25 protein-coding genes are annotated in these 25,524 nt (G+C 68.6%); 10 read left to right on the forward strand and 15 right to left on the reverse strand.

Annotated features, from left to right (window positions below; all coding sequences use genetic code 11):
* The first annotated feature begins 48 nt into the window (after window positions 1-48).
* From AC1RL8_RS03860 to AC1RL8_RS03870, 3 genes are read left to right on the forward strand one after another with little or no spacing between them, the layout of a single operon-like run.
* Window positions 49-951, forward strand: coding sequence for a LysR family transcriptional regulator (locus AC1RL8_RS03860; protein ID WP_492683947.1), 903 nt, complete (start codon window positions 49-51; stop codon window positions 949-951).
* Between the two features lie 31 nt (window positions 952-982).
* Complete coding sequence (locus tag AC1RL8_RS03865) at window positions 983-1,849, forward strand: alpha/beta fold hydrolase (RefSeq protein WP_492683948.1); 867 nt, start codon at window positions 983-985, stop codon at window positions 1,847-1,849.
* Window positions 1,846-2,382, forward strand: a complete 537-nt coding sequence (locus tag AC1RL8_RS03870) for a GrpB family protein (protein ID WP_492683949.1) — start codon at window positions 1,846-1,848, stop codon at window positions 2,380-2,382. Before AC1RL8_RS03865 ends, AC1RL8_RS03870 begins: the two co-directional genes overlap by 4 nt.
* Window position 2,383: 1 nt before the next feature.
* Here AC1RL8_RS03870 and AC1RL8_RS03875 read toward each other — a convergent pair whose 3' ends face one another.
* Together AC1RL8_RS03875 and AC1RL8_RS03880 are read right to left on the reverse strand one after the other, a co-directional pair.
* Window positions 2,384-2,797 carry a PaaI family thioesterase gene (locus AC1RL8_RS03875; protein WP_062478117.1) on the reverse strand — a complete coding sequence of 138 codons (414 nt, stop codon included), beginning with the start codon at window positions 2,795-2,797 and terminating at the stop codon, window positions 2,384-2,386.
* A 69-nt stretch (window positions 2,798-2,866) separates the two neighbouring features.
* Entirely contained in the window at window positions 2,867-3,271 is a 405-nt protein-coding gene (locus tag AC1RL8_RS03880; protein ID WP_492683950.1) for a GFA family protein, read from the reverse strand.
* A gap of 91 nt (window positions 3,272-3,362) precedes the next feature.
* On the opposite strand from AC1RL8_RS03880, the gene AC1RL8_RS03885 reads away from it, so the two are divergent.
* The 3 genes from AC1RL8_RS03885 (at window position 3,363) to AC1RL8_RS03895 (ending at window position 6,954) form a co-directional block, all read left to right on the forward strand.
* Window positions 3,363-4,340, forward strand: coding sequence for a helix-turn-helix transcriptional regulator (locus AC1RL8_RS03885; RefSeq protein WP_492683951.1), 978 nt, complete (start codon window positions 3,363-3,365; stop codon window positions 4,338-4,340).
* 108 nt (window positions 4,341-4,448) lie between these two features.
* Window positions 4,449-5,087: a response regulator gene (locus AC1RL8_RS03890; protein WP_159276685.1), complete on the forward strand. Its 639-nt coding sequence runs from the start codon at window positions 4,449-4,451 to the stop codon at window positions 5,085-5,087.
* Window positions 5,088-5,115: 28 nt separating this feature from the next.
* Window positions 5,116-6,954 (forward strand): sensor histidine kinase, encoded by a 1,839-nt coding sequence (locus tag AC1RL8_RS03895; protein ID WP_492683952.1) that lies wholly within the window; start codon window positions 5,116-5,118, stop codon window positions 6,952-6,954.
* A 15-nt stretch (window positions 6,955-6,969) separates the two neighbouring features.
* On the opposite strand, the gene AC1RL8_RS03900 is transcribed toward AC1RL8_RS03895, so the two are convergent.
* From AC1RL8_RS03900 to AC1RL8_RS03915, 4 genes are all read right to left on the reverse strand, one after another.
* Window positions 6,970-8,451: a DegQ family serine endoprotease gene (locus AC1RL8_RS03900; protein WP_492683953.1), complete on the reverse strand. Its 1,482-nt coding sequence runs from the start codon at window positions 8,449-8,451 to the stop codon at window positions 6,970-6,972.
* A gap of 76 nt (window positions 8,452-8,527) precedes the next feature.
* Window positions 8,528-9,868 carry an ATP-binding protein gene (locus AC1RL8_RS03905; RefSeq protein ID WP_492683954.1) on the reverse strand — a complete coding sequence of 447 codons (1,341 nt, stop codon included), beginning with the start codon at window positions 9,866-9,868 and terminating at the stop codon, window positions 8,528-8,530.
* 11 nt (window positions 9,869-9,879) lie between these two features.
* Window positions 9,880-10,539, reverse strand: coding sequence for a response regulator (locus AC1RL8_RS03910; protein WP_492683955.1), 660 nt, complete (start codon window positions 10,537-10,539; stop codon window positions 9,880-9,882).
* Between the two features lie 61 nt (window positions 10,540-10,600).
* Window positions 10,601-11,371: an IclR family transcriptional regulator domain-containing protein gene (locus tag AC1RL8_RS03915; protein ID WP_070060906.1), complete on the reverse strand. Its 771-nt coding sequence runs from the start codon at window positions 11,369-11,371 to the stop codon at window positions 10,601-10,603.
* A gap of 154 nt (window positions 11,372-11,525) precedes the next feature.
* On the opposite strand from AC1RL8_RS03915, the gene pobA reads away from it, so the two are divergent.
* Entirely contained in the window at window positions 11,526-12,707 is a 1,182-nt protein-coding gene (gene pobA / locus AC1RL8_RS03920) for a 4-hydroxybenzoate 3-monooxygenase (protein ID WP_492683956.1), read from the forward strand.
* Here the strand turns inward: pobA and AC1RL8_RS03925 are convergent.
* The 5 genes from AC1RL8_RS03925 to AC1RL8_RS03945 are packed head-to-tail and all read right to left on the reverse strand — an operon-like array spanning window position 12,677 to window position 17,171.
* A complete protein-coding gene (locus AC1RL8_RS03925; RefSeq protein ID WP_492683957.1) occupies window positions 12,677-13,123 on the reverse strand; it encodes a nuclear transport factor 2 family protein in 447 nt (148 codons plus the stop codon). The two genes, pobA and AC1RL8_RS03925, sit on opposite strands and share 31 nt — an antisense overlap.
* Window positions 13,120-13,527, reverse strand: a complete 408-nt coding sequence (locus AC1RL8_RS03930) for an SRPBCC family protein (protein ID WP_492683958.1) — start codon at window positions 13,525-13,527, stop codon at window positions 13,120-13,122. The genes AC1RL8_RS03925 and AC1RL8_RS03930 overlap by 4 nt, the downstream gene beginning before the upstream one ends.
* Before the next feature lie 19 nt (window positions 13,528-13,546).
* Entirely contained in the window at window positions 13,547-13,906 is a 360-nt protein-coding gene (locus tag AC1RL8_RS03935; RefSeq protein ID WP_492683959.1) for a VOC family protein, read from the reverse strand.
* Window positions 13,885-14,802 (reverse strand): helix-turn-helix transcriptional regulator, encoded by a 918-nt coding sequence (locus tag AC1RL8_RS03940; protein WP_492683960.1) that lies wholly within the window; start codon window positions 14,800-14,802, stop codon window positions 13,885-13,887. The genes AC1RL8_RS03935 and AC1RL8_RS03940 overlap by 22 nt, the downstream gene beginning before the upstream one ends.
* A gap of 38 nt (window positions 14,803-14,840) precedes the next feature.
* Entirely contained in the window at window positions 14,841-17,171 is a 2,331-nt protein-coding gene (locus AC1RL8_RS03945) for a xanthine dehydrogenase family protein molybdopterin-binding subunit (protein WP_492683961.1), read from the reverse strand.
* A gap of 227 nt (window positions 17,172-17,398) precedes the next feature.
* Here AC1RL8_RS03945 and aat point away from each other — a divergent pair, with 227 nt between their 5' ends.
* Genes aat through AC1RL8_RS03960 form a run of 3 tightly spaced genes read left to right on the forward strand, consistent with a single transcriptional unit; the run spans window position 17,399 to window position 19,765 of the window.
* Window positions 17,399-18,154, forward strand: coding sequence for a leucyl/phenylalanyl-tRNA--protein transferase (aat, locus tag AC1RL8_RS03950; RefSeq protein WP_492683962.1), 756 nt, complete (start codon window positions 17,399-17,401; stop codon window positions 18,152-18,154).
* 6 nt (window positions 18,155-18,160) lie between these two features.
* A complete protein-coding gene (locus AC1RL8_RS03955; RefSeq protein WP_062478083.1) occupies window positions 18,161-18,910 on the forward strand; it encodes an arginyltransferase in 750 nt (249 codons plus the stop codon).
* Between the two features lie 30 nt (window positions 18,911-18,940).
* Window positions 18,941-19,765 (forward strand): IclR family transcriptional regulator, encoded by an 825-nt coding sequence (locus tag AC1RL8_RS03960; protein WP_070060913.1) that lies wholly within the window; start codon window positions 18,941-18,943, stop codon window positions 19,763-19,765.
* Between the two features lie 107 nt (window positions 19,766-19,872).
* Here the strand turns inward: AC1RL8_RS03960 and AC1RL8_RS03965 are convergent, their stop codons facing one another.
* The 4 genes from AC1RL8_RS03965 to pssA form a co-directional block, all read right to left on the reverse strand.
* Window positions 19,873-21,039 carry a serine hydrolase gene (locus AC1RL8_RS03965; protein WP_095950197.1) on the reverse strand — a complete coding sequence of 389 codons (1,167 nt, stop codon included), beginning with the start codon at window positions 21,037-21,039 and terminating at the stop codon, window positions 19,873-19,875.
* 117 nt (window positions 21,040-21,156) lie between these two features.
* Complete coding sequence (locus tag AC1RL8_RS03970) at window positions 21,157-22,695, reverse strand: 2-isopropylmalate synthase (protein ID WP_492683963.1); 1,539 nt, start codon at window positions 22,693-22,695, stop codon at window positions 21,157-21,159.
* Window positions 22,696-22,746: 51 nt separating this feature from the next.
* Window positions 22,747-24,450: a 2-isopropylmalate synthase gene (gene leuA / locus AC1RL8_RS03975; RefSeq protein WP_139704127.1), complete on the reverse strand. Its 1,704-nt coding sequence runs from the start codon at window positions 24,448-24,450 to the stop codon at window positions 22,747-22,749.
* 211 nt (window positions 24,451-24,661) lie between these two features.
* Window positions 24,662-25,486, reverse strand: coding sequence for a CDP-diacylglycerol--serine O-phosphatidyltransferase (gene pssA / locus AC1RL8_RS03980; RefSeq protein ID WP_062478071.1), 825 nt, complete (start codon window positions 25,484-25,486; stop codon window positions 24,662-24,664).
* Window positions 25,487-25,524 lie beyond the last annotated feature (38 nt).

The raw sequence follows: 25,524 nt of genomic DNA on the forward strand, positions 1-25,524 counted from the left end.
ATTCGCGGGATAGTCGCTATGCGCACCATCGATAACGCCAGGATCCCGATGAAACCCATCGAACTCAACCGCATCGACCTGAACCTGCTCACCGTGCTGGCCGCGCTCATGCGCGAGCGCCATGTCAGTCGCGCCGCCGAGCGGCTGAACCTCGGCCAGCCCGCGGTGAGCCATGCGCTCGCCCGACTGCGCGAGCTCACCGGCGACCCACTGCTGGTGCGCCAGGGCCGCGTGATGGAACCCACCGCACGGGCGCTCGCCCTGATGCAGGGCCTGGGCCCCGCGCTCGCGCAGATCGAGGCCACGTTCCGCGCGCAGGCCGACTTCGAACCGGCGCGCGCCGCACCGGTGTTCCGCATCGGCCTGACCGACGACCTGCAAATCGCGATGCTGCCCCGCCTGCTGCGCGCCCTTAGCACCGAAGTGCCCGGCGCCAAACTGGTGACGCTCACCGTCTGCTACCGCAACGCCATGCGCTACCTCGACCAGGGCCGTGTCAGCGCGGTGATGTCCTTCCTGAAGGACCTGCCCGCCGATGCGAAGGTGCGCAAGGTCCGCACCGCGCGCTTTGCCGTGCTTCGCGCCGACACCGCGCCCGGCAGGCTGTCGCTCGACGACTACTGCCACCGACGCCACCTGCTCGTGACCTATGCCGGCGACCTGTGCGGTACCGTCGACGAAACGCTGGGCGAACTCGGTCGGCAACGCGACGTGCTCTTCTCGGTGCCGCAGTTCGGCAGCCTGCCCGCCGTGCTCGCCGGCACCGACCTGCTGGCCACGGTGCCCGAGCACGTGGCACTGGCGCTGTCGGCGCAAAGCGGCCTGCGCTGCGAGCCCCTGCCCTTCGACAGCCCGAGCTACCCGCTGCGGATGGCCTGGCGCGCGGTGACCGACAAGGACCCGGCGCAGGCGTGGCTGCGCAAGGCCATGCTGCGGGCCGTCAACGATTAGGATGCAGATCCACTTCCCTGGAGGACCCCGCATGCCGAGCACCGAGACCCACTTCGAACTGACCGCCAACGACGGCCATCCGGTGGAGGCCCACCGCTGGCAGGGCACCGCGCCGCGCGCCATCGTGCAACTGGCGCATGGCATGGGCGAGCATTCGCTGCGCTACCGGCCGCTGGCCGATGCGCTCACGCAGGCCGGCTACGTCGTCTACGCGAACGAGCACCGCGGCCACGGCCCCGGCGCCGCCGCGCGCGACGAACTCGGCGAGTTCGGCCCGCGCGGATTCGCCGGCCTCGTGGACGACATGGCGCTGCTCAGCCGCCACGCACGCGCCGAGCACCCCGGGCTGCCGCTGGTCCTCGTCGGCCATAGCATGGGCTCGTTCGCCACGCAGTACTACCTGGTGCGACACAGCGAGCTGCTGTCGGGCGCGGTGCTGTCGGGCACCACGGCGCTCGACCTGCTGGGCGGCGCGCTGCAAAGCGGCTTCCGGCTCGAGGACATGAACGCCGCGCTGCCCGACGTGCGCACGCCCTTCGACTGGCTCAGCCGCGATCCGACCCAGGTCGATGCCTACATCGCCGACCCGCTGTGCGGCTTCACCGTGTCGGCCGAAGGCATGGGCTCGATGTTCGCCAGCCTCGACGAACTCACGCCCGCCGCGATGCAGACGCGCATCCGGCCCGAGCTGCCGCTGTACCTGTTCACCGGCGACCAGGACCCGGTCAGCAACAAGGCCGAGTGGTTCTATCCACTGGTGCAGCGCTACCGAGACGCCGGCCTGCGCGACGTGTCGTGCCATGTGTTCGGCGGTGCGCGCCACGAGACGCTCAACGAGACCAACCGCGACGAAGTCGTGGCCGTGCTGCTGGCCTGGCTGGCGCGCATCGTGCGATGAAGCTCCTCGCCTTCGACGAGAGCCTGGACCAGCGCCACATCCTGCCTTACGACCCGGCGTACGCCGAGGTGTTCGCGCAGGTGCAGCGTGACGTGCAAGCGCAGCTCGAGGGCGTGGAACTCGTGCACATTGGGAGCACGGCCATCGTCGGTTTGCGGGGCAAGCCGATGGTCGATATCGCGGCGATCACGCAGCACGAGAACCTGCGCATCGCCCAGTCGGAATTCGAAGCCCTCGGGTTTCACCGCCGCCCCGTGTGGGTCGACACGGACGAGAAGCCCTACGTCTGCGCGTCCGTGCTGCATGACAGCCGCAGGTTCAACCTCAACCTGCACATCTGCCATCGCGGCGACCCGGTGCATGCCGACTCGCTGGCGTTCATGGAAGTTCTCGACCGGCGCCCGGACCTGCGCCAGAAGTACGAAGAAGCCAAGGACCGAGCCCACGGCATCGACCCGGCCAACCCGCAGATCTACAACCGGGAAAAGGAAGCAGTGATCCGCGAGATACAGGCCCAGGTCGGGCGGGCCTAGCCTAGAGGCTCGCCAGTATCCCGGTCGACGTGGCCTCGGCCGCCAGCTTCCCATCGGGGTTGTAGAGCGCCGCTTCGAGGAACGCCACGCGCTTCCCGCGCCGGATCACGCGCCCCTCCACCCGGCCTTCGCCAGGACCGACCTTCTCGTAGAAGCTCACCTTGATCTCCAGGCTGAAGACCGTCTGCGCCTGCTCCGTGTCGTGCATGACCGCATGGGCCATGGCGGCGTCGAGCCAGGCCGTGATGAAGCCGCCCTGGGCGATCGTGCCGTTCGTGTGGCAGTACTCGCGCCGCACGGTGAAGGCGGCCTTCAGCGTCTTGTGCTCGGCGTCCCAGCCGGTCACGTGGAAGTTGCCCATCGATTCGGACAGCGCCTGGCCCGAGCGGATGCGGGCTTCGAGTTCGTCGTTCATTGGTGTCGTTCGCAGCAGGTGAAGCAACGGACATTCTCATCCGAAAGCGTGCCCCTGCCCTTGACCCGCTCAGAGGTAGCGCACCTCCGCCGGCACCTCGAACCAGTTGTTGTGGCGACCGTCCATGTAGCGCACCGGCGCCGTGGACAGCTCTTCGAGCGTCGCGTCGTCCAGGCAGGAGACGTTCACGCTGACGTACGCACCGCCGATCTCCGGCACGTTGCCGCGCCCGAAGGACTTGACGCCGCAATGGCGGCAGAACAGGTGCTCGGCGCTGAACGAGCCGAACTGGTAGCTCGACAGAGCTTCTTCGCCCGACAGCAGCGTGAAGTCGGCCGGCTTGACGATGGCGCCCCAGCCGCGCGACTTCATGCAGATCGAGCAGTTGCACTTGCCGGTGCCCGCGGCGAGGTCGATGAGCGCCTGGAAGCGCACCTTGCCGCAGTGGCAGCTGCCGTGATAGGTCTTCTTCATGGTCGGTGTCCGTGGAAACGAGTGGAGGAAGCCCAAGGCTACGCCCCATTGCGGACAGATTCTGTCCTCGATCGCAGGCATGATGCGGCCCATGCTGTCCGCTTCCGCCCGCCTGCTTCGCCTGCTCGCACTGTTCCAGGCCCAGCGCGCCTGGACCGGTGCCGCCCTGGCCGAGCGCCTGGAGATCACCGAGCGCACGCTGCGCCGCGACGTCGACCGCCTGCGCAGCCTCGGCTACACGGTCGACTCCACCTCGGGCGTGGCCGGGGGCTACCGGCTGGGCGCGGGCAGCGCCCTGCCCCCATTGCTGCTGGAAGACGAGGAAGCCATTGCCGTGGCGCTGGCGCTCGGCCATGCCGGCACGGGCGAAGGCGATATCGGCAACGCCTCGATGCGCGCCCTCGCCAAGCTCGACCAGCTGATGCCGCCGCGCCTGCAGCGCCGCCTGGGCAGCGTGCGCGCCTCGGTGGTGCCGGTGATGCGAAGCAAGTCGGGCGTGCGCGTGAAGGCGGTGTCGATGTTCGCCGAGGCCTGCACCGAGCGGCGCGAACTGCGCTTCGGCTACCAGGACCACCACCAGACGGCCACGGCGCGCACCGTGGAGCCGCACCGCGTGGTGCAGACCGGCCAGCGCTGGTACCTGCTGGCCTGGGACACGGCGCGCCAGGACTGGCGCACCTTCCGCCTCGACCGCATCGTCGACGCCGAACCGACGGGCGCGCGCTTCACCGCGCGCCGCCTGCCGCTGGGCGACGTCGAGGCCTACATGGAACATGCGCTCAAGGTCTCGCCCTACCTGCATCACGCGCGCGTGATCGTGCATGCCCCGCTCGCGGCGCTGGAACCGCACCTGGGCTGGGTGGGCGGCGTGCCCGAGGCCCTCGACGCGGACCGCACGCGCGTCGTGACCGGCGCCAGCTCGCTCGATGCGCTGGCCGTGTGGCTGGGCTGCCTGGGCCACGCCATCGAGATCGAGTCGCCTCCCGAACTGGTGCAGCACGTGGCGCGCGTCGCCACACGGCTGGACACCATCGCGCGCCAGCAGGGTACCCCCATCCCCCGTCTATAGGATGGGCTCGCCCGATACCGGTCGATAGGCTTGCGGCACCTGCAACCTCCGAACGGAAACGGATCTGCCCATGCGCCTCGGCCCCGGTCTCGCCTGCGGAAGCCCGCCATGCCCCTGACCGCCACCCAGGTCGCCGTGGTCGAGGACGACAGCGGCATGCGTGAGCGCATCGCCCGCGTGATCGGCGCCGACCCGGCGCTGGCGCTGGCCTTCAGCGCCTCGAACGCGGTCGACATCCTGAACTGGCTCACGGACAACCCGGTCGATGTGCTGCTGGTCGACCTCGGCCTGCCCGACCACCCCGGCCTGCAGGTGATCCGCCAGTGCCGCCGCATGCAGCCGGCCTGCGCGGTGATGGTGCTGACGATCTTCGGCGACGAGACCCACATGGTGCAGGCCTTCGAGGCCGGCGCGCGCGGCTACCTGCTCAAGGACGGCACCGAGGCCGACCTGGCGGCGCACCTGCGCCACCTGGGCGCGGGCGGTTCGCCGCTGCCGCCGGGCATCGCGCGGCAGCTGCTGCGCCGCTGGCAGGCCTCCGACGGCGCGCCCGGGCACCTCTCGTCGCGCGAGGCCGAAGTGCTCGACCGGGTGTCTCGTGGTTTCACCTATGCCGAAATCGGCGCGCAGATGGGAGTCTCCGCATCGACGGTTCAAACCCATATCAGAAACATCTACGGCAAGCTGGATGCGCCCCCACCCTCGGACGCCGTGTTGGCGACCCGCCCTCCAGGCCGGCTTTCCTAGCCGCGTGAGCCGCCCCTTCTTTTCCCGCATGCAAGCCGTGCTGCAACTGCTGCTGTGGCTGGTGCTCGCAGCCCCCTTCGTCCATGCCGCCACCCCGCCGGGCACCACCGACGTGGACTGGGCCGAAGCCAGCCTCGAACCCGACGGCCTGCCGATGCAGGTGCGGCAGGTGGCGCTGCCCTTTCGCTGGGACCACGAGTTTCCGGGGCGCGGCGGCAAGGCCAGCTACCGCATCGTGCTGCCCCCGGACGCCGCCCGCGCGGACGACGCCCAGGCGCTCCTGATGTCGGGCCTGGGCAACCAGGCCGCCGTGTGGTTCAACGGCGCGCTGGTCGCCAACTACGGCGTGCTCGGCGACCCGGCCTACGACGCCGGCAAGGCCAACCTGCTGATCCCGCTGGCCGCCGCCCTGCGGCGCGGCGATGGCCAGCCGCAGGAGCTGCTCATCCAGGCCACGATGCAGCGCCAGCGCGGCGGCGGGCTGGCCAGCGTGCTCTACGGCCCCGAGGCCTCCCTGGCCCCGCTGCACCGCTCGCAGCAGAACTGGCGCAACACCTCGGCCATCGTCTACGCCGTGAGCCTGCTGCTGATGGGCGGCCTGGCCGCCGGGCTGTGGCTGCGCCAGCGCGACGCGCTCTACGGCTGCTTCGCGCTGGCCGCGCTCTCGGGCGTGGCGCGCAACCTCGACCGCGTGCTGACCGAAGGGCCCGTGCCCTGGCCGCTGTGGGGTGCCGTGGTGGCGGTCTGCTATGCCTGCCACATCGGGCTGATCGCGCGCTTCGTGCTGCTGGTGCTCGACCGCAACCCGCCCTGGCTGGTGCGTTCCATCTACGGGGCGCTGGCGCTGTCGGTGGTGCTGGCCTGCGCCTCCTTCGCCTTCGCGCTGCCGGCACTGTGGACCACCGGGCTGGCGATCCTGCAGGTCACGAGCACCATCTGCCTGCCCTACGTGGTGCACGGCGCGCTGGTGGCGCGGCGGCGCATCGCGGGCGTGCTGATGGCGGCGGGCACGCTGGCCATCCTGGCGGGCGCCCACGACCTGCTGCTGGTACGCATGGGCCTGTTCGGCGGCGCCTACTACACGCTCACCTCGCACGCGATCTTCTTCTTCGTGATGATCCTGGCCGGCCTCGTGGTGGAGCGCTACAGCCGCACCGTGGCCGACTACCGCTCGCTCAACGCCAACCTCGCCGCGCGCGTGGCCGAGCGCGAAGAGCAGCTGCGCGGCGCCTTCGAAACCGTGCGCAAGCAGCAGGAGGAACAGGCCGTGCTGCTGGAGCGCCAGCGCATCATGCGGGAGATCCACGACGGCGTGGGCTCGCAGCTCGTGGGCCTGCTCAACGTGGTGAACCAGCCCGCGCCCGATCGCGACGTGGTCGAGGAGCACGTGAAGCTGGCGCTCGACGAGATGCGCATGGCCGTCGATTCGCTGCAGCCCATGCACGACGACCTGACCACCGTGCTGGCCACACTGCGCTACCGCCTGCAGCCCCGGCTGGACGCGGCCGGCATCGAGCTGGTGTGGGACGTGGCGCTCATCCCCACGCTCGCGCCCTTTGCCGCGCAGGCCGCGCTGCAGTTGCAGCGCATCTTGCTGGAGGCCTTCACCAACGTGCTGAAGCATGCGGGCGCCACGCGCATCGTGATGCATGTGGGCTGGCACGGCGAGCAGACGCCGCCGCTGGTGCGCATCGTGCTCACCGACAACGGCCGCGGTCTGCCGGCGAACGAACGCCCCGGTGGCCACGGCCTCGCGAACATGCGTTCGCGGGCGCAGGCCATCGGGGCGCGGCTGCAGATCGAGCGGGCCGACGCGCAGGCCGGCGGCACGCGCGTGTCGCTCGACTGGCCCTGCGCGCTGCCCTGAGCGCGCTCTGCTCGGTCAGCCCAGGCGCACCGGCACGAAGATCTTGTCCTCGCCGCGCTGGATCAACAGCGCCACCGACTTGTCCGCCTTGGCCACCGCCTGGCGCACCTGCTCCAGGCTCTTGGCCGGCGTGCCGTTGATCGCCAGCAGCACGTCGCCGGCCTGCACCCCGGCCATCGCCGACGGGCCCGCCACGTCCTCGATCAGCAGGCCGCCGTCGACCGAGGCTGCGCGCTGTTCCTGCGGCTGCAGCGGGCGCAGCGCCAGGCCGAGCTTGCCCTGCCCCGCCGTGTTGTCGGCCTTGGCCACCTGCGCCGGCTTGTCGCTGGCATCGCCGAGCTTGGCCTGCAGCTCCTGGCGCTCGCCCTGGCGCCACACCTCGAGCGTGACCTTCTTGCCCGGCGCCTGCTGGCCGATGACCGCCGGCAGGTCGCCCGACGACACGATGGCCTGGCCGTCGACCTTGCGGATCACGTCGCCCGCCTTCAGGCCGGCATGGTCGCCGGGGCCGCCCTTCTCGATGTTCGAGACCAGCGCGCCCTCGGGCTTGTCGAGCTTGAACGAATCGGCGAAGGCCTGGTTCACCTCCTGCACCGCCACGCCCAGGCGCGCGTGCGTGGCCTTGCCGGTGGCGACGATCTGGTCCTTCACCTGCACGGCGACGTCGATCGGGATGGCGAACGACACGCCCTGGTAGCCGCCGCTGCGGCTGTAGATCTGCGAGTTGATGCCGACCACCTCGCCGCGCGCATTGAGCAGCGGCCCGCCCGAGTTGCCGGGGTTCACGGCCACGTCGGTCTGGATGAAGGGCACGTAGCTGTCGTCGGGCAGCGAGCGGCCCTTGGCGCTCACCACGCCGGCCGTCACGGTGTTCTCGAAGCCGAAGGGCGAGCCGATGGCCAGCACCCATTCGCCGACCTTCAGGTCCTTGGTGTTGCCCAGTGCGAGCACGGGCAGGTTCTTGGCGTCGATCTTGAGCACCGCGATGTCGGTCTTGGCATCGGCGCCGAGCACCTTGGCGCGGTACTCGCGGCGGTCGGTCAGCTTGACGGTGACTTCCTTCGCGTCCTTCACGACGTGGGCGTTGGTCATGATGATCCCGCTCGGGTCGACGATGAAGCCCGAGCCCTGCGAGCGCACCGGCACGGCGCGCTGCTGTTGTTGGCCGCGCGGTCCCATCTGCCCCTGGAAGTGGCGGAAGAACTGGAACATCGGATCGTCCGGGTCGATGCCCTGCAGCTGCGCCATGGTGTCGTCGTCCGGGGCCTTCTCGGTGCCGGTCACGCTGATGTTGACCACGGCCGGGCCATCGCGCGAGGTGATGGTCGAGAAGTCGGGCAAGGTGACCATCGCGGCGGGCGCAGCGACGGCGGCGGTGGTGGCCGACGCACCCACGGCGCGGGCGCTGGTGTAGGCCCCGGCGCCGACGGCACCGATCACGCCGGCGCTGGCCAGCGCGATCACGAGGGCACGGGGGGAAATCAGGGCGGCTTTCATTCTTCGATTCCTTTCAATCCTGCGCCGGAGCGCAAACACGGTGAAAGGAATGTCGCGGCCTTGACTTAGGCGTCGCTTAAACGGAATTCACTTTCTCTGGGGGAGCGAACACCACGCGTACGCACAGCCCACCGAGGCTCGCGGACTTGTCCAGCGCCACCGTGGCGCCGTGCAGGTCGGCGATCGACTTCACGATGGCCAGCCCCAGCCCGCTGCCCGGCGCCTGCGGCTCGCCCGAGCGGTAGAACCGGTCGAGCACGCGCGCACGCTCGGCCTCGGGCAAGCCCGGGCCGCTGTCGTCCACGCGCAGCTCCACCGCGTCGGCGCGCTTCACGAGGCCGACGTCGACCCGCCCGCCTTCGGGCGTGTACTTCACGGCGTTGTCGATCAGGTTGCGCAGCAGCATGCGCAGCGCCTCGGGCTGCCCGCTCACGGTCGCGCCCGCGTCGGACTGCGCCACGCCGATGTCGATGCGGCGCGCCTGCGCGGCGGCCACCGCATCGGAGATCGCCAGGCGCGCCACCTCGGCTAGGTCGACTGACTCAGGCTTCGCGCCTGCGGCCACGCTGGCCTCGTGACGGGCCAGCGCCAGCATCTGCTCGACCAGGCGCGTGGCGCGGTCGATGCCGGCCGACAACCGGCTCACGGCGAGCGTGCGCGCCGCATCATCGGGCGCGCGCTGCAGGCCCTGCACCTGCAGCTTGAGCGCGGCCAGCGGCGAACGCAGTTCATGCGCGGCATCGGCCACGAAGTGCTTCTGCGCGTCGAAGGCATGGCGCACGCGGCCGAACAACAGGTTGAGCTCCTGCACCAGCGGGCGCACTTCTTCGGGCAGGTTCTCTTCGCTCACGGGCGAGAGGTCGTCGGCCTGCCGCGAGGCCACCTGCCGGCGCACGCGCGCCACGGGCGCCAGCGACAGGCTCACCACCCACCACACGACCAGCATCAACAGCGGCGCCATCAGCGCCACGGGCACGATGGTGCGCAGCGCGAGCGAGCCGGCCATGTGGCGGCGCGCCGCCATGTCTTGCGCCACCTGGATCACCAGCCCGCGCGTCTGCATCGAGAACACGCGGTAGGTCGTACCGCGGGCGCGCACGTCGGCAAAGCCGAGCACCGCGAGCTGCGGCAGCGCGGCCTCTTCGGCCGACTCGAAGATGCGCACGCCGTCGACGGTCCACACCTGCACCACGAAATCGAAGTTCTGTTCTGCGCCGCCGAGCCCACCCACGGCCGCGCTCGGCGGCAGGCCCGCGCGCAGCGACAGCGCCATCTGCTGCATGTGGTAGTCGAAGATGTCGTCGGCCTCTTTCAGCACCGTGCGGTAGGCCACCAGCGCCTGCGCGCCGGCCGCGAGCACGATGGCGGCGAGCAAAAACACCAGCAGCCGTGCGCGCAGCGATCCGGTCCATCGCATCACGCGGCGCATCATGCCTTGGGCACCATGTAGCCGACGCCTCGGACATTGCGGATCAGCTCGGCACCGAGCTTCTTGCGCAAGCCGTGCACGTAGACCTCGACCGCGTTGCTGCTGATCTCGTCCTTCCAGCCGTAGAGCTTTTCTTCGAGCTGGGTGCGCGAAAGCACCATGCCCGGGCGGGCCAGCAGCGGCTCGAGCACGGCCCACTCGCGCGCCGACAGCACCACCGGTTCGCCGTTCACCGCGACCTCGCGCGTGGCGGGGTTGATGCTGACGCCCATGTGCTCATACACCGGCTCGGCACGCCCCGATGCGCGCCGCAGCAAGGCGCGGATGCGGGCCAGCAGCTCGTCGAGGTCGTAGGGCTTGAGCACGTAGTCGTCGGCACCGGCGTCGAGGCCTTCGATGCGCTGCTGCACCGAGTCGCGCGCGGTGGCGATCAGCACCGGCATGCGCTGCTTGCGTGCACGCAGGGCGCGCAGCACTTCCAGGCCGTCGCGGCGCGGCACGCCCAGGTCGAGCAGCACCAGGTCGTACTGCTGGGTGCGCAATGCGGATTCGGCGGCGTCGCCGTCCTTCACCCAATCGACCGCGTACTGTTCGGCCCGCAACAGGTCGAGCACGGCCTCGCCGATCATCACGTCGTCTTCGAGAAGCAGGAGTCGCATGGTGGTGTCCGTTTCGGGGGTTCGAGGCCGCGCCGGCGCCGAAAGTTCAGCGCGCCCGCGTTCACAGGAGGGAGCGCACCTCGCGCGCCGCTTCGAACAGCAGCGGCAGCATCTCGCGCTGCAAGGTCTCTTCCTGGTAGCGCGTGCCCGACAGCACCACGTTGAGCGCCGCCACCGTGTGCCCCTGCATGTCCCGCAGCGGCACCGCCAGCGCCTGCACGCCGAGTTCGTGCTCTTCGCTGGCGAAGCAGTAGTCGTCCTTGCGCACCTGCGCGATGCGCTGGCGCAGCGCGCGTGCCTGGGTGATGGTGTGCGGCGTGAGCCGCGCCAGGTGCCGGCCCTTGAGCCACTGCGTGAGCTGCGTGGCGGCCATGGCGGCCAGCAGCACGCGCCCGGTCGAGGTGGCGTGGGCCGGCAGGCGCGCCCCCAGGTGCAGGCCGTAGGCCAGCACGCGCGTCGGCGTGCCGTAGCTGCCGCTGCGCGCGACGATGACCACCTCTTCGCCGTCGAGCACCACGGCGGAAAACGACTCGCCCGTCTGCGCCGCGAGCCGGTTCAGCGTGGGCTGCAGCGCGCGCGGCAGGCGCGACGAGGCCAGGTAGCTGCCCGAGAAGCGCAGCACCTTCGGCGCCATCCAGAAGTAGCTGCCGTCGGTTTCCAGGTAGCCCAGGTGGGCCAGCGTGAGCAGGTGGCGCCGGGCCGCGGCGCGCGTGAGGCCCGCACGCTCGGCCGCCAGCGTGGCGTTCAGGCGCTGGCGCTCGGTGTCGAAGCTTTCGAGCACCGCCATGCCCTTGGCGATGCCCTCGATGAAGTCGGCGCGGGCGATGGTCATTCGTCGTCGGGAGTTCGTCGTGGATCGGTCGGCTGAAGAAGTGTTGCGCGATGATCGCGCACGCGTTCGCATGATCGCACAGAGCCTCGCCAGCCGCCGCCCCAACCGGCCGGCCGCGCCCTACGCTTGGCAAAACCCTTTCGGAGACACGAACATGCGCACCCAGGTCGCCATCATCGGCGCAGGCCCCGCCGGCCTTCTGCTCGGCCAACTGCTGCACAAGGCAGGCATCGACAACATCATCGTGGAGCGCCAGAGCGGCGACTACGTGCTGGGCCGCATCCGCGCCGGCGTGCTCGAACAAGTCACGATGGACCTGCTGGCGCGCGCGGGCGTCGACACCCGCGCCAAGGCCGAGGGCCTGCCGCACGACGGCATCGAGCTGCTGTTCAAGGGCGCGCGCCACCGCATCGACATGCACGGTCTCACGGGCGGCAAGCAGGTCACGGTGTACGGCCAGACCGAGGTGACGCGCGACCTGATGGAAGCGCGCACGGCCGAAGGCCTCTCGACGATCTACAGCGCAGCCAACGTCAGCCTGCACGACTTCGATTCGGCCAAGCCGCGCGTTCGCTACGAGAAAGACGGCCAGACGCACGAGATCGAGTGCGACTTCATCGCCGGCTGCGACGGCTACCACGGCGTGAGCCGCGCCAGCGTGCCGGCCGACGCGATCCAGACCTACGAGAAGGTCTACCCCTTCGGCTGGCTCGGCGTGCTGGCCGACGTGCCGCCGGTGTCGCACGAACTCATCTACGCCAACACCGAACGCGGCTTTGCGCTGTGCAGCATGCGCAGCGCCACGCGCTCGCGCTACTACGTGCAGGTGCCGACCGAAGAGAAGGTGGATAACTGGAGCGACGAAGCCTTCTGGAACGAGCTGCGCGCGCGCCTCGACCCCGAAGCGCGTGAACGGCTGGTGACGGGCCCGTCGCTCGAAAAGAGCATTGCGCCGCTGCGCAGCTTCGTGGCCGAGCCGATGCGCTTCGGCTCGCTGTTCCTGGCCGGCGACGCCGCGCACATCGTGCCGCCGACCGGCGCCAAGGGGCTCAACCTCGCGACGGCCGACGTGGGGTACCTCTCGCGCGCCCTGGAGATTTTCTACAACGAGAAGTCGGCCTCGGCGCTGGACCGTTATTCCGACCTGTGCCTGCGCCGGGTCTGGAAGGCCGAGCGCTTCTCGTGGTGGTTCACCTCGCTGATGCACCGCTTTCCCGAGACGGGCGCCTTCGGCCAGAAGATCCAGGAAGCCGAGCTCGACTACCTCGTGCATTCGCGCGCGGCGTCCACCGCGCTGGCAGAAAACTACGTGGGGCTGCCGCTCGAGGACTTCTGAGCGGCGGGCGACGACAGCATCTCGTCGACCCAGCGCTGGTCTTCGTCGTAGATCCAGCATTCGCTGAGCTTGCCGTCCTTCACGGCGTAGCGCAGCTGGCGCTCCAGCTCGACCGGGCGCCCCTGGTGCTCGAACTGCTCGATGGCGACGATCAGCCCGAAATGCTCGCCGGCCAGCACGTCGCGGATCGCGACCAGCCGGCGGTTCGTGCGCTCCTTCACCTGCTTGAGCACCGCGAGGCAGGCCGCCTTGCCCCGGTGCGTGCCCGCGAGCGGGCTGCGGCCGAAGTAGTGAAAGACGACCTCGTCGTGGTAGCAGTCGACGATGGCCTTCAGGTCGTTGGTGGCCCAGGCCTGCGCGTAGCGCTGCACGACCGCCCGGATCTCGCTCGCGCCAGGGGTTGTCGGCGAGCTCATCGTTCGTTGGCCTTCTCCAGCGTCTTTTTCATGGCCGCTCCGCCCTGCGCCATCATGGGTTCGATGTACGCCGCGAACCCGTCGGGCAGCACGTCGGTGATCCAGACGAAGCGCGACCGGCCTTCGCCGTGTGCGAACACCTGGGCCGAGGCGTGGTGGTGCGTGGCCTTGCCGTCGGTCACGGTGTAGGCCAGCCGGCGGTTCTCTTCGTCGAGCGCCACGAGCAGCTCACGCGCCACGAGGCCGTTGGCAAAGTGGACGATGCGGGCGCCCTGCCCGTCGAGCTCGCAGCCGGTGAGAAAGCCCGGCGCGAGGCGCGTGTGCACGGCGCCGAAGTCGCGCAGCGCGTTCCACACCTGCGCGGCGTCGGCCTCGACGATGAATTCCTTGTAGACGGTGGCCATGGGGTCGGTGCCTTTCGTGTCAGGGACAGACGGCCTCGACGTTGTTGCCGTCGGGGTCGATGAGGAAGGCCGCGTAGTAGGTCGGGCTGTAGTCGGCGCGCGGCCCCGCGCCGCCGTTGTCGGTGCCGCCGGCTTTCAGGCCGGCCTTGTGGAAGGCGGCGACGGCGGCGTGGTCGGGTGCGCGGAACGCGATGTGCGTGCCCGGGCCCTTGGCGCCTTTCGCGGCATAGAGCCACAGCGCCGGTTCGCCGGCCGGGCCGAGGCCGGCGTAGCTGTCGTCGTGGGAGCCCAGCACGTGGCCGAGCGGCGCGAGCGCGGCCTCGTAGAAGTGCCGGCTGGCGGCGAGGTCTTTGACTTTCAGTCCGATGTGGTCGTACATGGCGATGACTTCCTGCTTGAAGGGTGGATCAAGCGGTCATCGTGAAGCAGCGCGGCCAGGCGGTCTTGGAAAATCTTGCGGTCGCCCTTGGCAGCCAGCCGGAAACCGCGCGGCGACACGCCGGCCGCGCGGTGGAAGGTGCGCACGAAGTTGCTCAGGTCGGCAAAGCCGGCCTCGAGGGCGACGTCGGTCACGGCCAGGTCGCTGTCCGCCAGCAGGCGGGCCGCGCGGCGCAGCCGGGAGCGCACGAGGTACTGGTGCGGCGTGACGCCCAGCACCTGGGAGAACAGCCGCAGGAAATGGAAGGCGCTCAGGCCCGCCTGGGCGGCCGCGTCTTCCAGGCCGATCTCGCCGGCGGCGTGGGCCTCGATCCAGGTCGCGGCCTCGACCGCACGGCGACGGTCCCGCGGCGTGGCCGACGGCGGCGCCGCCGCGGGCTTGCCGCGCCCTTTCACCACGTCGAGGAAACGGCTGGCGAAGCCCATGCCCAGCTCGTCCAGGCCCACGTCGCTGCCGCCTTCGACCGCGACCTGCGCGAGTTCGCCCAGCACCATGAGTTCGGGCAGCGGCGGCAACGCCGAGGCATGCCAGCTGCGCCGGTCGCCGCCGATCAGGTCGACGAAGCCCGGCGAGAAGTGGAACGACAGGCACTCGTCGCCACAGGCGAAGTGCTCGTGCGTGCAGACGTAGTCGTCGCCCGGCGCACCGACCAGCACCGCACCGGCCACCAGCTCGTAGTCGCGGCCGAGCGCGCGGCAGCCGAAGCTGCCCTTGCGCACGTACGAGACCGAGTGCGTCTCGTGCATCTCGGTGAACGGCGCCGCGCCGACGCCCGCGTCGCAGCGGTAGGTCGAGACGCGGATCGCGTCGGTCTGCAGTTCGGTGGTGACGCGCATGATGACTTTCGTCGCCCTTCGATCACCGGCCGTGGCGCTCAGTCGATCGTCTGCATGGCCTGCCACACGCGCGACGGGCTCAGCGGCATGTGCAGGCGGGGCGCGCGGGCGCCGAGGCCGTTGCGTGCGAAGGCGTCGGCCACCGCATTGACGATGGCCGGCGTGGCGCCGATGGTGCCCAGCTCGCCCACGCCCTTCACGCCCAGCGGGTTGTTCTTGCAGGGCGTGGATTCGTCCATTTCCATCTGGAACATGGTGTCGACGATGTCGGCGCGCGGCGCGGCGTAGTCCATGAGGCTGCCGGTGACGGGCTGGCCGGTTTCGCTGTCGTACACCACCTGCTCGTACAGCGCCTGCCCGATGCCCTGCACCGCACCGCCTTCGAGCTGGCCGCGCACGATCATCGGGTTGACCACGCGGCCCACGTCGTTGACGGAGCTGTAGGCCACGACGCTGATCTCGCCGGTGGGCGGGTCGAGTTCGATCTCGCAGATGTGGCAGCCGTTGGGCCAGCTCGGCCCGGCCACGGTGCTGGTGGAGTCGACGAAGATTTCGCGCCCCGGCTGCTTGGCGGCCAGGGTGAACAGGTCGAGCTCGAGGTCGGTGCCGGCCACGATGAAGGTGCCGCGGCTGTAGACGATGTCGTCGATGGAGGCCTCGAACTCCTGCGCCGCGAGTTCGCGCGCCTTGTCGATGGTGCGCTCGGCGCCGATGCGCACGGCCGAGCCGCCGGTGAAGAGCGACCGCGAGCCGGCGCTGCCGAAGCCGTCGCCGCGGTCGGTGTCGCCGAGCACCACGCGCACCTTCTCGATGGGCACGCCGAAGGCATCGACGGCCAGTTGCGCGAGCGAGGTCGCGATGCCCTGCCCCATGGCGTTGACGGCCGAGAACACCTCGATCACGCCATCGGCCTGCACCGAGACGGTCACGCGCTCTTCGAACACGTTGCCGCCGGTCCATTCGAGGAACGTGGCGATGCCCAGGCCGCGTTGCTTGCCGCGCGCCGCCGATTCGGCTGCGCGGGCCTCGAAGCCCTGCCAGTCGGCCAGCTGCAGTGCCTGGTCCATCACCGACTCGAACTGGCCGGTGTCGTAGGTCTGCGCCATCGGGTTCTTGTAGGGCATCTGCTCGGGGCGGATGAAGTTGCGCCGGCGCAGCGCGATGCGGTCGATGCCGGTCTGGCGCGCGGCCTCGTCCATCAGGCGCTCGATGGTGAAGATGGCCTCGGGCCGACCCGCGCCGCGGTAGGCGCCGGTGGGCGCGGTGTTGGTGAGCACCGCCTTGAAATGGAAGTCGATGGTCTGGATGTCGTAGACGCTGGTCTGCACCCAGGGGCCGATCAGCAGCTGGATCGCGACACCGGTGCCGGTGGCGTAGGCGCCCACGTTGGCGAGCGTCTTGATGCGCAGGGCCAGGATCTTGCCGTCGGCATCGAGCGCCATTTCGGCGCGCGCCTCGATGTCGCGGCCGTGCGCGCTGGACAGGAACTCTTCGCTGCGGTCGGCCACCCACTTCACGGGCCGGCCCACCTGCAGTGCGGCGTAGGCGACCGCGATGTCCTCGGGGTAGGCGCCGGTCTTCATGCCGAAGCCGCCGCCGACGTCGCCCACGACCACGCGCACTTTTTCTTTCGCCAGGCCAATGGCCGCGCAGACCGAATCGCGCACGCCGGACGGCATCTGGGTGCTCATGCGGATCGTGAGGCGGTCGGTCTTGCTGTCGTGCGTGGCGAGCACGGCGCGCGGCTCGATGGTGAGCGCGACCACGCGCTGGTTGTTCACGTCCAGCGCGATCACGTGGGCGGCGCGCTCGAAGGCGGCGGTGGCGGCTTCGCTGCTGCCGTGGCGCATCTCGGCGGCGATGTTGCCCGTGGCCTCCTCACACAGGAGCGGCGCGCCTTCGGCGGTCGCGCCCGGCAGGTCGACCACCATCGGCAGCTCTTCGTAATCGACCATCACGGCCTCGGCCGCATCGCGCGCCTGCTGCACGGTGTCGGCAATGACGGACGCCACCGGTTCGCCGACGAAGCGCGCGCGCTCGTGCGCCAGGGCGCGGCGGGGCGGGCTGGCGCTGTCGCTGCCGTCCGCGCGCTTGAAGCCGGCCGCGCCGGGCATTGGCTTGACGCCGGCCTCGGCCAGGTCGGCCCCGGTGATCACGCGCAGCACGCCGGGCATGCCGACGGCCGCGGACGTGTCGATCGACACGATGCGCGCATGCGGATAGGGGGAGCGAAGGAAGACGAGGTGCGCCTGCTCGGAGAGCGTGACGTCGTCGGTGTAACGGCCGGCGCCTGCGAGCAGGCTTTCGTCCTCGAGGCGGCGCACCGCCTGGCCGCTGCCGAAGCGCGTGGGATTGGGTTCAGTGGTCAACGTGGTCCTCTTGTGCTGATCCCCGGCGCCCTGCACATGCCTGCCGGATCCGCTGTGGTACTGCGAAAGCAAGCTGTGCACTATAGGTTTTTCGACGGGTCTTGTGGGGTTGTCTCGCGTGCCATTGGCGGTGGCACCAGGGCCGCAGCCTTGTGGACTGTTCCCGTGTGAGCGGGATTTTCCCTCAACTGGCTTGCGTTTTCGAGAAGCCGTGTATACCTGCATCCATGCGACAACTGCCTTGGCTCGAACCCGGAGATGCACTGCCCGACCCCGCTTCGGCGTGGGACGAACGGGACCCGGTGCCCGGCCTGCTGGCGGCCGGCGGCTCCCTCGATGTCGATACTCTGATGCAGGCCTACAGCCGCTGCGTCTTCCCCTGGTTCAGCGACGACCAGCCCATCCTGTGGTGGAGCCCCGACCCGCGCATGGTGCTGCGGGTGAGCGACTTCCGGCTGCATCGCTCGCTGCGCAAGACGCTGGGCCGTTTTGCCGCGACGCCCGGCTGCGAGCTGCGCATCGATCACGATTTTGGAACGGTGATCCAGGCCTGTTCGCAGTCGGCGCGCGCCGGACAGTCGGGCACCTGGATCGTGCCGGACATGGTGAAGGCCTATACGCAATTGCACCGCGCCGGGCACGCGCACAGCGTCGAAACCTGGATCGACGGCGAACTGGCGGGCGGGCTCTACTGCGTGGCGCTCGGCCGGGCCGTGTTCGGCGAGTCGATGTTCACGCGCCGCCCGGACGCCTCGAAGATCGCGCTGGCCGGCCTGGTCGCGCTGTGCCGCCGCGCCGGCATCGCGATGATCGACTGCCAGCAGAACACCGCGCACCTGGCCAGCCTCGGCGCCCGCGAAATGCCGCGCGCGCGCTTCGTCGCACACGTGGCCCAGGCCCGAAAACAGGAGGGCCCGCAGTGGCAATTCGACCCCGTATACTGGTCCGAACTCCTTTCCGAGCGACCTCCTCTTTCGACGTGACGTGACGTGACGCACCTCAAGGATCTCCCGCTTCACACGCTGCAGTTCTACGCGACAGCGCCCTATCCCTGCAGCTACCTGCCGGATCGCCAGGCCCGCTCGCAGGTGGCCACGCCCAGCCACCTGATCCACAACGACGCCTACTCCGACCTGGTGCTCAGCGGCTTCCGGCGCAGCGGCATGTTCACCTACCGGCCGTATTGCGACGGCTGCCGCGCCTGCATCCCGCTGCGCGTGCTGGCGCACAGCTTCAAGCCGAACCGCAGCCAGCGCCGCACCGCCAAGCAGCACGCCGACCTGCAGGCGCGCGTGCTCAAGCTGTGCTTCGTGCCCGAGCACTACCAGCTCTACCTGCGCTACCAGACCGGCCGCCACTCGGGCGGCGGTATGGACCACGACAGCATCGACCAGTACACCCAGTTCCTGCTGCAAAGCCGCGTCAACTCGCGGCTGGTCGAGTTCCGCGAAACCCTGCCCGACGGCAGCCCGGGCGCGCTGAAGATGGTGTCGATCCTCGATGTGCTGAGCGACGGCATCTCGGCCGTCTACACCTTCTACGAGCCTGAGGACGGCGCCGGCTACGGCACCTACAGCGTGCTGTGGCAGATCGAGCAGGCCCGCAAGCTGGGGCTGCCGCACGTGTATCTGGGCTACTGGATCGAGCGCAGCCCCAAGATGCACTACAAGGCCCGCTTTTCCCCGCACGAAGTGTTGGTGGACGGCCACTGGCAGGCACCGAGCGATTTCACAAGGTAAAATGGCGCACGGTCATCACCGCATTGCGCCATGAGAAAAAACCTATCCGACGTTCCCGCCACTCCCGTCATCCAGGTCATCGAGCGCATGTTCTCGCTGATCGACGTCCTGGCCTCGCGCGAAGAAGCGATCTCGCTGAAGGAAATCAGCGAAAAGACGGGGCTTCACCCGTCGACCACGCACCGCATCCTCAATGACCTCGCGGTCGGTCGTTTCGTCGACCGCCCCGAAGCCGGCAGCTACCGCCTCGGCATGCGCCTGCTGGAGCTGGGCAACCTGGTCAAGGGCCGGCTGAACGTGCGCGACGCGGCCCTGGGCCCGATGCGCGAGCTGCACAAGCTTACGCAGCAGCCGGTCAACCTCAGCATGCGCCAAGGCGACGAGATCGTGTACATCGAGCGCGCCTACAGCGAACGTTCGGGCATGCAGGTGGTGCGCGCCATCGGCGGCCGCGCCGCCCTGCACCTGACTTCGACTGGCAAGCTGTTCCTGGCCGCCGACGATCCGCAGCGCGTGCGCAGCTACGCCACGCGCACCGGCCTGGCCGGCCACACCCGCAACAGCATCACCCAGCTGCCCGCGCTCGAGCGCGAGCTGTCGAAGGCGCGTCAGTACGGCATCGCCCGCGACAACGAAGAACTGGAGCTGGGCGTGCGCTGCATGGCCGCCGGCATCTACGACGACCAGGGCAAGCTGGTGGCGGGCCTGTCGATCTCGGCCCCGGCCGATCGCCTCGACGAAGGCTGGCTGCCCAAGCTGCAGGCGACCGCCAATGAAATCTCGGGCGCGCTGGGCTTCAAGGACGGCATGGCCGCAACGCCTGCGTCGGGCGCGAACGTGACAACGGGCGCCTGAGCGCCCGTTTGCTTTCGACTCTTTTCCTCTCTATCCCGGCGAGTCAGCCGGTTGGCCCTCCACGAGGGCTGCAGGCAGGCCGCTGAAGGCCCCCCGTTCAACCGATCTCAGCCGGCGACCTGGAAGCCGCGCGGTCCCGACACGGCGTGCGTGGCCTCAACCCAGCGGCGAACCCGCTCGGCATCGGCGATGCGGCTGAATTTGCCGGCCGAATCCAGGAACACCATGATCAGCTTGCGCCCGGCCACCTTGGCCTGCATCACGAGGCACTGGCCGGCTTCGGAGATGTAGCCGGTCTTCTGCAGGCCGATGTCCCATTCCGGGCTCTTCACGAGGCGGTTGGTGGTGTTGAACTGCAGCACGCGGTTACCGACTTCGACCTGGTATTCCGGCGACGTGGACAGCGAACGCACGGTGGCGTCGGAATAGGCCGCGTTGACCAGCAGCGCCAGGTCTTGTGCGCTCGACTGGTTGCGGCTGGACAGGCCCGTGGGCTCCACGTAGCGCGTGTCCTTCATGCCGAGCATGCGGGCCTTTGCATTCATGATGCTCACGAAGGTCGTGAGGCCGCCCGGGTAGGTGCGGCCCAGTGCGTGCGCTGCGCGGTTTTCGCTGGACATCAGCGCCAGGTGCAGCAGCTCGCCGCGCGACAGCGTGGTACCGACGGTCAGGCGCGAACGGCTGCCCTTTTCGGTGTCGACGTCGTCTTGCGTGATGGTGATGAGTTCGTCGTTCGGCAGATGGGCCTCGCTGATCAGCAGACCGGTCATGAGCTTGGTGAGCGAAGCGATCGGCAGCACGGCGTGGTCGTTCTTGCTGAACAGCACCTCGTGGGTGTCCTGGTCGATCACCAGGGCGACGCTCGACTTCAGGTCGAGCGCGTCGTCGGTGCTGTGCAGGCCGGCCATCTGGCCGAAGGACTGGCGAGCCGGCGTCTCGACGCGCACCACCGAACGGCGCTGCACGGCGACGACGGTCTTGCCGTTCTTCTTGTGGATGGTGGCCACGACATTGCGGCCGCCGCGCACGACCTTGTCGGCCTGCTCGGCGCGACCGCCCCGTGCCACCTTGGAAGCGGACGCATTGCGTTGCTTGGCCTCGGCGGGGGCCTTCGCCTTCTTGGCGACGGCGGACTTGGCGGCAGCGGGTTTTTCCTTCTTCGCGGCCTGGGCGCCAGGCAGCAAAAACGCCGAGGCGCACAGCGCCACGGCGAGGAACTTGAAGGCGGGTAGGAACCGCTGGATGGAAACTCGACGTAGACGGGTTTCAGGCATCAATAAATCTCCAGCGGCAACAAACGAGGACCGCAGTGTATCGAAATCAAAAAAGACACGCAATATCAGTTACTTGCATCCTCTTCTTCATTCGAATACCAAGGAACGCCTGAAAACCTAACCTTGTGCCGCCACTCTCTCAGCTTGGCTCTGTAACTTGTTGAGCGCACTCAAATAAGCCTTTGCCGAAGCGACCACGATGTCGGGGTCTGCACCCACACCGTTGACCACCCGCCCTGCGTTTTGTAACCGGACTGTAACTTCTCCCTGGCTTTCCGTCGAGCCGCTGATGGCGTTTACAGAGTAAAGAACCATCTCGGCGCCGCTCTTGACGTGGGCCTCGATGGCCTTGAGGGACGCATCGACCGGCCCGTTGCCGTCGGATTCGCTGGTGACTTCCTTGCCCTGGACCGTGAACACGATCTTGGCTTGGGGCCGTTCGCCGGTTTCGCTGTGCTGGGAGAGAGAGACGAAAGCAAACTGTTCACCAACGTGCGACAGCTCTTCCGCGCTGACCAGCGCCAGGATGTCCTCGTCGAAAATTTCGGACTTGCGGTCGGCCAGCTCCTTGAAACGCGCGAACGCGGCGTTGACCTCGGTTTCGCTTTCCATCGTCACACCCAGGTCCTGCAGGCGCTGCTTGAAAGCGTTGCGGCCGCTGAGCTTGCCCAACACGATCTTGTTGGCGGTCCAACCCACGTCTTCGGCCCGCATGATCTCGTAGGTGTCGCGCGCCTTGAGCACGCCGTCCTGGTGGATGCCCGAAGCGTGCGCGAACGCGTTGGCGCCCACCACGGCCTTGTTGGGCTGCACCACGAAGCCGGTGGTCTGGCTGACCATGCGGCTGGCGGCCACGATGTGCTGGGTGTCGATGTTCAGGTCGAGCCCGAAGTAGTCCCTGCGCGTCTTCACGGCCATGACCACTTCTTCGAGCGAGCAGTTGCCCGCGCGCTCGCCCAGGCCGTTGATCGTGCACTCGACCTGGCGCGCGCCGCCGATCTTCACGCCAGCCAGCGAGTTCGCCACGGCCATGCCCAGGTCGTTGTGGCAATGCACCGACCAGATCGCCTTGTCGCTGTTGGGAATGCGCTCGCGCAGCATCTTGATGAAGTTGCCGTACAGCTCAGGAATGGCGTAGCCGACGGTATCGGGCACGTTGATGGTGGTGGCGCCCTCGTTGATCACGGTTTCGAGCACGCGGCACAGGAAGTCCGGGTCGCTGCGGTAGCCGTCTTCGGGGCTGAACTCCACGTCGGCGATCTGGTTGCGCGCGAAGCGCACGGCCAGCTTGGCCTGCTCATGCACCTCGTCGGGCGACATGCGCAGCTTCTTTTCCATGTGCAGCGGCGAGGTCGCGATGAAGGTGTGGATGCGCCCGTGTGCCGCGCCCTTCAGGGCTTCGGCCGCGCGCGCGATGTCGCGGTCGTTGGCGCGCGACAGGCCGCACACCGTCGAGTCCTTGATCGCGTTGGCGATGGCCTTCACGGCCTCGAAGTCGCCGTTCGAACTGGCCGGAAAGCCGGCTTCGATGACGTCGACCCTGAGCCGCTCCAGCAGCTTGGCGATGCGCAATTTTTCGTCGCGCGTCATCGAGGCGCCGGGCGACTGTTCGCCGTCGCGCAAGGTGGTGTCGAAAATAATGAGTTGGTCGGTCATCGTGGATCTCCTTGGTTCGTTCCCACCTTGCGTGCGGCTGGTGCCGGTGCGTCAGGCGACTTCAGCCACCGATTGTGCGCTGCGCGCGCCCCGGCCCCTGGCCCGTTGCACCCCCGACACGATCGCCTTCAGCGAGGCCGAGATCACGTTCGCGTCGATGCCGACGCCGAACAGGGTCTGCGACTCGTCCACGCGCAGCTCGAGGTAGGCCACCGACTTGGCGTCGGCGCCTGCGCCGATGGCGTGCTGGTGGTAGTCCATGACGCGCACCGTGTGGCCGGTGGCCTGGCTCAGCGCCTGCGTGAAGGCGTCGATCGGTCCGTTGCCGCGGCCTTCGATGGCGCGCGTTTCACCGTCCCACGGCAGGTCGCCGCGCAGTACCACCGTGGCCTCGGCGCCCTCGCCTTCTTCCTGGATCACGCGGTGCTGCAAGGCCTTGGCGGTCTCGATGCCGTATTCGTTCACGAAGATCTGCCAGAGGTCGGCGGCGGTGAGCTCCTTGCCGCCCACGTCCATCACGCGCTGCACGACCTGCATGAATTCCATCTGCAGGCGGCGCGGCATCTCGAGGCCGTACTCGCTCTCGAGCAGGTAGGCCATGCCGCCCTTGCCCGACTGGCTGTTCACGCGGATCACGGCTTCGTAGCTGCGGCCTACGTCCTTCGGGTCGATGGGGAGGTACGGAATGTCCCAGATGTCGCCGTCCTTGCGCGCGGCGAACGCCTTCTTGATCGCGTCCTGGTGCGAGCCCGAGAACGAGGTGTAGACGAGGTCGCCGACGTACGGATGGCGCGGGTGTACGGGAATCTGGTTGCAGTGCTCGACCGTGGCGCGGATCTCGTCGATGTTCGAGAAGTCGAGCTCGGGCGAGACACCCTGCGTGTAGAGGTTGAGCGCAACGTTCACGAGGTCGAGGTTGCCGGTGCGCTCGCCGTTGCCGAAGAGGCAGCCTTCGATGCGCTCGGCGCCGGCCATCAAGGCCAGTTCGCCGGCTGCGGTGCCGGTGCCACGGTCGTTGTGCGGATGCACGCACAGCACGATGGAATCACGGCGCGCGAGGTTGCGGTGCATCCACTCGATCATGTCCGCGAAGATGTTCGGCGTGGAATGCTCCACCGTGGTGGGCAGGTTGACGATGCACTTGCGCTCGGGCGTCGGTGCCCAGACTTCGGTGACCGCGTCGACCACGCGCTTGGAGAAGACCACGTCAGTGCCCGAGAACATTTCGGGCGAGTACTGGAAGGTCCACTTCGTGTTCGGCTGCTTTGCGGCGAAGTCGTTGAACATGCGGGCATGGCTGCTCGCGAGTTCGACGATCTGGTCCTCGTCCATGCCGAGCACCACGCGGCGCATCACCGGAGCCACGGCGTTGTAGAGGTGAACGATGGCGCGCGGCGCGCCCTGCAACGCTTCGAAGGTGCGTTCGATGAGGTGGTCGCGCGCCTGCGTGAGCACCTGGATCGTCACGTCATCGGGAATGCGGTCTTCTTCGATGAGCTTGCGCACGAAGTCGAATTCAACCTGTGACGCCGAGGGAAAGCCGACTTCGATTTCCTTGAAGCCGATGGCCACGAGGGTTTCGAACATGCGCATCTTGCGCGCGATGTCCATGGGTTCGACCAAGGCCTGGTTGCCATCGCGCAGGTCCGTCGACAGCCAGATCGGGGCCTTCGTCAGCACGGCATCGGGCCAGGTGCGGTCCTTGAGACCGATCGGGGCGAATGCGCGGTATTTGGCTTGAGGTTGCTTGAGCATGTCGATTTCTCTGTGATGGTTGGAACTCAACCAGCAACCCCAAAAGACAAACGGCCCGTTGCTGGTGCGAACGGGCCGTGATGAGGGATTAGCGCGTGCGCTACCGTCTCCGCCCGTGAGGGAGGGCTAGTAGGGCCAGCAACGAAATCTTGGTCATGAGGGTTGCGAATGTAGCACAGCCTTCGCGGGCCTGTGAAGGCCCGGGGCTTCTTCAGTTGTGCAGCCCCCGCTCGTCGGGCTCTTCGGTCGAGGTGCTGATCACGCTCACCGGCTGGCCCTTGGCCTTGCGCCATGCGTACACCACGTAGCCGCTCAGGCCATAGGCCACGAAGAGGCTGAACAGCACCGTCGGCGGATGGATGTTGATGACTGCGATGCCCAGTGCGATCAGCACGATCACGACAAAGGGCACGCTCTTCTTCATCTGGATGTCCTTGAAGCTGTAGAACGGCGCATTGGTCACCATGGTGAGGCCCGCGTACAGCGTGAAGGCGAAAGTGACCCAGGTGATCTGCGTCCACGAGAGGTACAGCACCTCGCCACCACGCTTGCCCCATTCGTTCACGAGCCAGATGAAGCCCGCCACGAGCGCCGCGGCCGCCGGCGACGGCAGGCCCTGAAACCAGCGCTTGTCGACCACGCCCGTGTTGACGTTGAAGCGCGCGAGCCGCAACGCGGCGCAGGCACAGTACACGAAGGCGGCGATCCAGCCCCAGCGTCCGAGGCCCTTGAGCGACCACTCGTAGGCAATGAGCGCGGGCGCGGCGCCGAACGACACCATGTCGGACAGCGAATCCATCTGCTCGCCGAACGCGCTCTGTGTGTTGGTCATGCGGGCCACGCGCCCATCGAGGCTGTCGAGCACCATCGCGGCGAAGACGCCGAGCGCGGCCAGGTCGAAGCGCGCGTTCATGGCCATCACGACCGAGTAGAAGCCGCCGAACAACGCCGCCAGCGTGAACAGGTTCGGCAGGATGTAGATGCCCTTGCGACGCTTGCGCGGCTGCGCGTCGTCGGGGACGGTGTCGTCATGCATTGAATTGGCCTCCGCCCCTCGTGGGAACTGCCCGGTCA

Source organism: Variovorax sp. GW822-FHT04E09, from assembly GCF_058800845.1.

What these genes read in the sequence shown, in the direction of transcription:
- pssA (WP_062478071.1), bottom strand. Translation starts at nt 25,486, where the DNA reads ATGCATGACGACACCGTCCCCGACGACGCGCAGCCGCGCAAGCGTCGC.
- AC1RL8_RS03885 (WP_492683951.1), top strand. Translation starts at nt 3,363, where the DNA reads ATGCTGTCCGCTTCCGCCCGCCTGCTTCGCCTGCTCGCACTGTTCCAG.
- AC1RL8_RS03895 (WP_492683952.1), top strand. Translation starts at nt 5,116, where the DNA reads ATGCAAGCCGTGCTGCAACTGCTGCTGTGGCTGGTGCTCGCAGCCCCC.
- AC1RL8_RS03890 (WP_159276685.1), top strand. Translation starts at nt 4,449, where the DNA reads ATGCCCCTGACCGCCACCCAGGTCGCCGTGGTCGAGGACGACAGCGGC.
- AC1RL8_RS03940 (WP_492683960.1), bottom strand. Translation starts at nt 14,802, where the DNA reads ATGCGCGTCACCACCGAACTGCAGACCGACGCGATCCGCGTCTCGACC.
- AC1RL8_RS03970 (WP_492683963.1), bottom strand. Translation starts at nt 22,695, where the DNA reads ATGACCGACCAACTCATTATTTTCGACACCACCTTGCGCGACGGCGAA.
- AC1RL8_RS03930 (WP_492683958.1), bottom strand. Translation starts at nt 13,527, where the DNA reads ATGGCCACCGTCTACAAGGAATTCATCGTCGAGGCCGACGCCGCGCAG.
- AC1RL8_RS03870 (WP_492683949.1), top strand. Translation starts at nt 1,846, where the DNA reads ATGAAGCTCCTCGCCTTCGACGAGAGCCTGGACCAGCGCCACATCCTG.
- pobA (WP_492683956.1), top strand. Translation starts at nt 11,526, where the DNA reads ATGCGCACCCAGGTCGCCATCATCGGCGCAGGCCCCGCCGGCCTTCTG.
- AC1RL8_RS03910 (WP_492683955.1), bottom strand. Translation starts at nt 10,539, where the DNA reads ATGCGACTCCTGCTTCTCGAAGACGACGTGATGATCGGCGAGGCCGTG.
- AC1RL8_RS03960 (WP_070060913.1), top strand. Translation starts at nt 18,941, where the DNA reads ATGAGAAAAAACCTATCCGACGTTCCCGCCACTCCCGTCATCCAGGTC.
- AC1RL8_RS03865 (WP_492683948.1), top strand. Translation starts at nt 983, where the DNA reads ATGCCGAGCACCGAGACCCACTTCGAACTGACCGCCAACGACGGCCAT.
- AC1RL8_RS03880 (WP_492683950.1), bottom strand. Translation starts at nt 3,271, where the DNA reads ATGAAGAAGACCTATCACGGCAGCTGCCACTGCGGCAAGGTGCGCTTC.
- aat (WP_492683962.1), top strand. Translation starts at nt 17,399, where the DNA reads ATGCGACAACTGCCTTGGCTCGAACCCGGAGATGCACTGCCCGACCCC.
- AC1RL8_RS03915 (WP_070060906.1), bottom strand. Translation starts at nt 11,371, where the DNA reads ATGACCATCGCCCGCGCCGACTTCATCGAGGGCATCGCCAAGGGCATG.
- AC1RL8_RS03935 (WP_492683959.1), bottom strand. Translation starts at nt 13,906, where the DNA reads ATGTACGACCACATCGGACTGAAAGTCAAAGACCTCGCCGCCAGCCGG.
- AC1RL8_RS03900 (WP_492683953.1), bottom strand. Translation starts at nt 8,451, where the DNA reads ATGAAAGCCGCCCTGATTTCCCCCCGTGCCCTCGTGATCGCGCTGGCC.
- AC1RL8_RS03905 (WP_492683954.1), bottom strand. Translation starts at nt 9,868, where the DNA reads ATGCGATGGACCGGATCGCTGCGCGCACGGCTGCTGGTGTTTTTGCTC.
- AC1RL8_RS03925 (WP_492683957.1), bottom strand. Translation starts at nt 13,123, where the DNA reads ATGAGCTCGCCGACAACCCCTGGCGCGAGCGAGATCCGGGCGGTCGTG.
- leuA (WP_139704127.1), bottom strand. Translation starts at nt 24,450, where the DNA reads ATGCTCAAGCAACCTCAAGCCAAATACCGCGCATTCGCCCCGATCGGT.
- AC1RL8_RS03965 (WP_095950197.1), bottom strand. Translation starts at nt 21,039, where the DNA reads ATGCCTGAAACCCGTCTACGTCGAGTTTCCATCCAGCGGTTCCTACCC.
- AC1RL8_RS03875 (WP_062478117.1), bottom strand. Translation starts at nt 2,797, where the DNA reads ATGAACGACGAACTCGAAGCCCGCATCCGCTCGGGCCAGGCGCTGTCC.
- AC1RL8_RS03860 (WP_492683947.1), top strand. Translation starts at nt 49, where the DNA reads ATGAAACCCATCGAACTCAACCGCATCGACCTGAACCTGCTCACCGTG.